Source organism: Acidobacteriota bacterium (assembly GCA_003696075.1).
Lineage (GTDB): Bacteria > Acidobacteriota > Polarisedimenticolia > J045 > J045 > J045.
Genome location: RFHH01000007.1, coordinates 1 through 4258, shown reverse-complemented (window position 1 = coordinate 4258; position 4258 = coordinate 1). Strand labels below are relative to the sequence as shown.

The 4258-nt window shown below is 75.6% G+C and carries 4 protein-coding genes; 3 read left to right on the top strand and 1 reads right to left on the bottom strand.

Going from position 1 to position 4258, the window contains the following annotated elements; all coding sequences use genetic code 11:
* The 3 genes from D6718_00375 to D6718_00365 form a co-directional block, all read left to right on the top strand.
* On the top strand, window positions 1-1158 hold a 1158-nt coding region (locus D6718_00375), incomplete at its 5' end, for a hypothetical protein (protein ID RMG49103.1).
* Window positions 1155-2141: an ABC transporter permease gene (locus tag D6718_00370; GenBank protein ID RMG49102.1), complete on the top strand. Its 987-nt coding sequence runs from the start codon at window positions 1155-1157 to the stop codon at window positions 2139-2141. The genes D6718_00375 and D6718_00370, both read left to right, overlap by 4 nt.
* On the top strand, window positions 2104-3069 hold the full coding sequence (locus tag D6718_00365) for an ABC transporter permease (GenBank protein ID RMG49101.1): 966 nt from the start codon (window positions 2104-2106) through the stop codon (window positions 3067-3069). The genes D6718_00370 and D6718_00365 overlap by 38 nt, the downstream gene beginning before the upstream one ends.
* A 348-nt stretch (window positions 3070-3417) precedes the next feature.
* On the opposite strand, the gene larE is transcribed toward D6718_00365, so the two are convergent.
* The gene (larE, locus tag D6718_00360) at window positions 3418-4248 is read right to left on the bottom strand and encodes an ATP-dependent sacrificial sulfur transferase LarE (GenBank protein RMG49104.1); all 831 of its coding nucleotides are present in this window, start codon (window positions 4246-4248) and stop codon (window positions 3418-3420) included.
* Window positions 4249-4258 lie beyond the last annotated feature (10 nt).

Genomic DNA, 4258 nt, shown 5'->3' with positions numbered 1-4258 from the left:
GGCGTCGAGGCTCGCGGCCCGCGCACCGTCGCGGTCACCTATGCGCGCCCGTTCGCGCCGGCGCTGGCGGCCTGGGCCCGGCTGCCGCTCGTCCCGGAGGGGGCCGACCCCGACAGCTTCCCCCCGATCGGCTGCGGCCCCTTCCGCTTCGAGCGATGGGACCGGGGCGAGCGCGTCGTGCTGGCGGCCAACCGCGAGCACCCCCGGTGGCCGCCGTCGATCGGCCGCCTCGTCCTCGAGGTCATCCCCGAGTACGCCACGCGCCTGGCGGCCCTCCGGGCGGGCGCGGTCGACGCCACCGCGCTGTCGCCGACCCAGGCGAGGTCGCTCGCGTCGGACACGGAGTTCGGAGAGCGGTTCCGGGTGGTCACCTACCGGATGCTCTACGTCTGGTTCATCGCCTGGAGAATGGACGGATCGAATCCCTTTTTCGGCGATGTCAGGGTGCGGCGGGCGATGACGCTGGCGATCGACCGACAGGGCTTCCTCGAGGCGCTCGGGGACCGCGTCTCGCGCGTGGCAGTGTCCACGTTCCATCCCGACACCTGGGCCTACGACCCGGCCCTGTCTCCGCTTCCCACCGACAGGAAGCGCGCCGCCGCCCTCCTCGACGAGGCCGGCTGGGTGGACCGCGACGGCGACGGTGTCCGCGAGCGCGACGGGGTCCCCTTCCGCTTCCCCCTCGCCTTCGCCGCCGGTTCGGCCGAGGTGGAGCGGATCGCCTCGTTCGTCCGGGACAACCTGGCCCGCGTCGGCGTCGTCGCCGAGTTGACACCGCTCGAGTGGGCGGTGCTGCGCGACCGGCTCCAGCGGCGGCGGTTCGTGGCGGCGATGTCGGGAATGGCCCTCGAGCCCGATCCCGACCCTTACGACCTGTGGCATTCCTCTCAGAAGGACGGCGGCCTCAACTACCCGGGGCTGGCCGATCCGGAGGTGGACCGCCTCATCGAGGCCGGCCGCACGACGTTCGATCGCGAGGCGCGCGCCGCCGTCTACCGGTCGCTGGGCCGGCGGCTCCACGAGCTCCAGCCGTGCACCTTCTTCTTTTATCCCGGCTCGCGCCTCGCCGTGGTCCGGAGCCTGGAACTCGAGACGAGCCCGCGCGGCCTGCTCGGTTTCCGCCCCGGCCCGGCGGCGTGGCGCGTGCGGAGCCCATGAGGCCACCGCTGGGCCGCGCCGCCCGCCGTCTCGCCGCGGCGGCGCTGACCGTGGCGCTCACGACGTTCCTCGCCTACGCCGCCCTCGCCCTCCTTCCCGGAGATCCGCTCGCGGGCGCGGTTCCGCCGGAGCTGGCGGCCCGCCTCGACGCCGGGCAGCGGGCCGAGCTGGCTCACCGGCTCGGGCTCGACCGGCCGCTCCTCGTCCGCTACCTCGACTGGGCCCGGCGGGCCGCGCGCGGCGATCTCGGCCGGTCGATCCGCACCGGCCGGCCCGTCGCCGACGACATCGCCGGCCGGATCGGCGCCACCGTCGAACTCAACCTCGCGGCGCTCGCGCTCGTCGCCGCCGCCGGCCTGCCGCTGGGCTGGGGCGCCGCTCGGTGGCGCGGGCGAGCGGCGGAGCGCCTCGCCGGCGGGGCGCTCGTCGCCCTGTACGCCCTGCCGGCCTTCTGGATCGCCATGCTCGCCCAGCAGCTGTTCGCCGTGCGCCTCGGTTGGCTCCCGCTGTACGGGCGCACGCCGGCGGGAGCGGAGGCCGGTCCCGCGGCCAGGCTCGCCCACCTGGTCCTCCCGGCCGCGTGCCTCGCGCTCCACGGGCTGGCCTTCTACGCCCGCTTCGCCCGCGATACCGCTCTCGAGGGGCTCGCCTCCGCGCACGCGCTCGCGGCGCGCGCCCTCGGCCTTCCCGAGAGCCAGGTGTTCCGGAGGCACGCCGTGCGCCCTTCGCTCGTGCCGCTGGCCACGCTGGCCGGCCTGCTCGTCCCCTCCCTCGCCACCGGCTCGGTCCTGATCGAAACGCTCTTCGCGTGGCCGGGGGTGGGACGCCTCTACGTGCAGGCGGTGGCGGCGAGGGACGTTCCGGTGGTGATGGCGCTCACCGCGATCGTCGCGTTGCTCACCGTGGCCGGAAGCCTTCTCGCCGACCTCGGAGCGGCCGCGGCCGATCCGCGCCTGCGCGCCGGTGGGGGACCCGGTGGCTGACGGGCGGGGAACTCTGGCGGCCGGCGCCGGGATTCTCGCGCTGCTGGGCCTCCTGGCGGCGGCGGCGCCCGTGCTCGCCTCCGGGCGCCCGTGGCTCGCGCGTGTCGACGGCCGGCTCGCCGTCCGGCCGCCCGCGCGCGTCGTGGGGCGGGCCGAGGTGCTCGTCCCGGCCCCGGTCCCCTACGATCCCGACCGGATCGACCTGGCGCGAGCGCTCGAGCCGCCGGGGCCGGACCATCCGCTCGGTACCGACGCCCAGGGACGGGACGTCGCCTCGCGCCTGCTGCACGGGGGCCGGAGGAGCCTCGCCGCCGGCGCCGTCGCCACGGCCCTCGCCCTGGCGATCGGGGCGGCCCTCGGGACCGGTGCCGGGATCCTCGGGCCGGCCGCCGACACGATCCTCGCGCGGGCGGCCGACGCCGTGCACGCCTTCCCGGCGCTCGTCGGGGCGATCGCCCTGCTCGGGTTCGGCGGACCGGGAGGCTGGCCGGCCGGGCGGGTCGGGGTGGTGATCGGGCTGTTCGCCTGGCCGACGCTGTTCCGGTACGTCCGCGCCGAGGTCCGCCGGTGGAGCGGCTCCGACCTCGCCGCCGCCGCCCGCGCGTCCGGCGCGGGGCCCTGGCGCATCGGCCTTCGGCACCTCCTGCCCCACGCACTGACGCCGGCCCTCGTGCCGGCCTCCTTCCTGGCGGGCGGCGCGGTGCTCGTCGAGGCCGGACTCGGCTTTCTCGGGCTCGGCATCCGGCCGCCCGAGCCCTCCTGGGGGAACCTGCTGCGGGACGGGATGCTCGACGGGGCTCGAGCTTGGTGGCTCGCGCTGTTTCCCGGCCTCGCCGTCTTCCTGACCGTCCTGGGCTTCCACCTGCTCGCGGAGGGGCTCAGGCGGCGGCTGTCGGCGCGCGACGAGCCGAGCGCGCGGGCGCGCTGACGGAGCCCCGTCGCCCGGGAGGCGCGCCCTCGATGGTGCGCTACGCCGGCCAACTCGATGAAAGACCGGCACCTTGCGCCCGATTTCGCGTGAAGCGGGCGGTTCGGGGCGCCAACCTCCGGGGACTCATCGAGTTGTGAGAAGAAACGCACCATCGGGGAAGCACGTCACATCGCCCGCGGAAGCGATCCGAGGTGCGTCCGCAATGGTGCGTTGGGCCGCCGAACTCGCAGGAGGAACGCAGGTTGCGGTCGCGAATGGATCGATGACCGGGGATCGGGAGAAAGTGTCCGTCGTGCATCGAGTTGCGCGGCTTTTCGCACCATCGAGGAAGCACCTCGGAAGCGATCAGGCGGACCGGTTCGCCGCGAGGCCGGCCGGCCGGTACCCCTCGAGATCGAGGCACACGTACGCGTAGCCCGCCCGGCGCACCGCCTCGACGATCCGCTCGCGGTCGGCGGCCGCGGCTGCGACCGACTCGGCCGGTAGTTCGATGCGGGCGATCGCGCCGTGATCGCGCACCCGCACCGCCCGATAGCCCAGGCGGGCGAGCCCCTCTTCGGCCCGCTCCACCCGCGCCAGCCGCTCTGCGGTGACCCGCTCCCCCCGGGGGATCCTCGACGCCAGACAGGCCGAGGCGGGCTTGTCCCAAACCGGAAGCCCGAGCCGCTTGGCGAGCCGGCGGACATCCTCTTTGGTGAAGCCCGCCTCGAGCAGCGGGGCACGCAGTCCCGCCTCGCGCGCCGCCAGCATCCCCGGCCGGTCGTCCGCCGTGTCGTCGGCGATCGCGCCGTAGCAGGCGGCCGCCCCATCCTCGGCCGCCAACCGCACGAGCGCCTCGGCCAGCGCCGCGCGGCACCAGTAGCAGCGATCGGGCCCGTTCGCGAGGTACCGTGGATCTTCGAACTCTCCCGTCCTCAGCTCGACGAGCGGGACGCCCAGCCGCTTCGCCAGGGCGCGGGCTTCCTCCCGCTCGCGGCCCGCCAGAGAAGGCGACACCGCCAGCGCCGCCCGCGCCCGATCGCCGAGCTCCTCGCGGGCCATCGCCAGCAGGAGCGCGCTGTCCACCCCACCCGACACGGCGACGACGACGCGGCCGAGCCGGCGCAGGATCGCCCGGGCCTCGCGCTCCTTCCTCGCCAGCCGGTCGTCAGGATCCTCAGGGACGCGATCCGCCATCGTTCGTTCC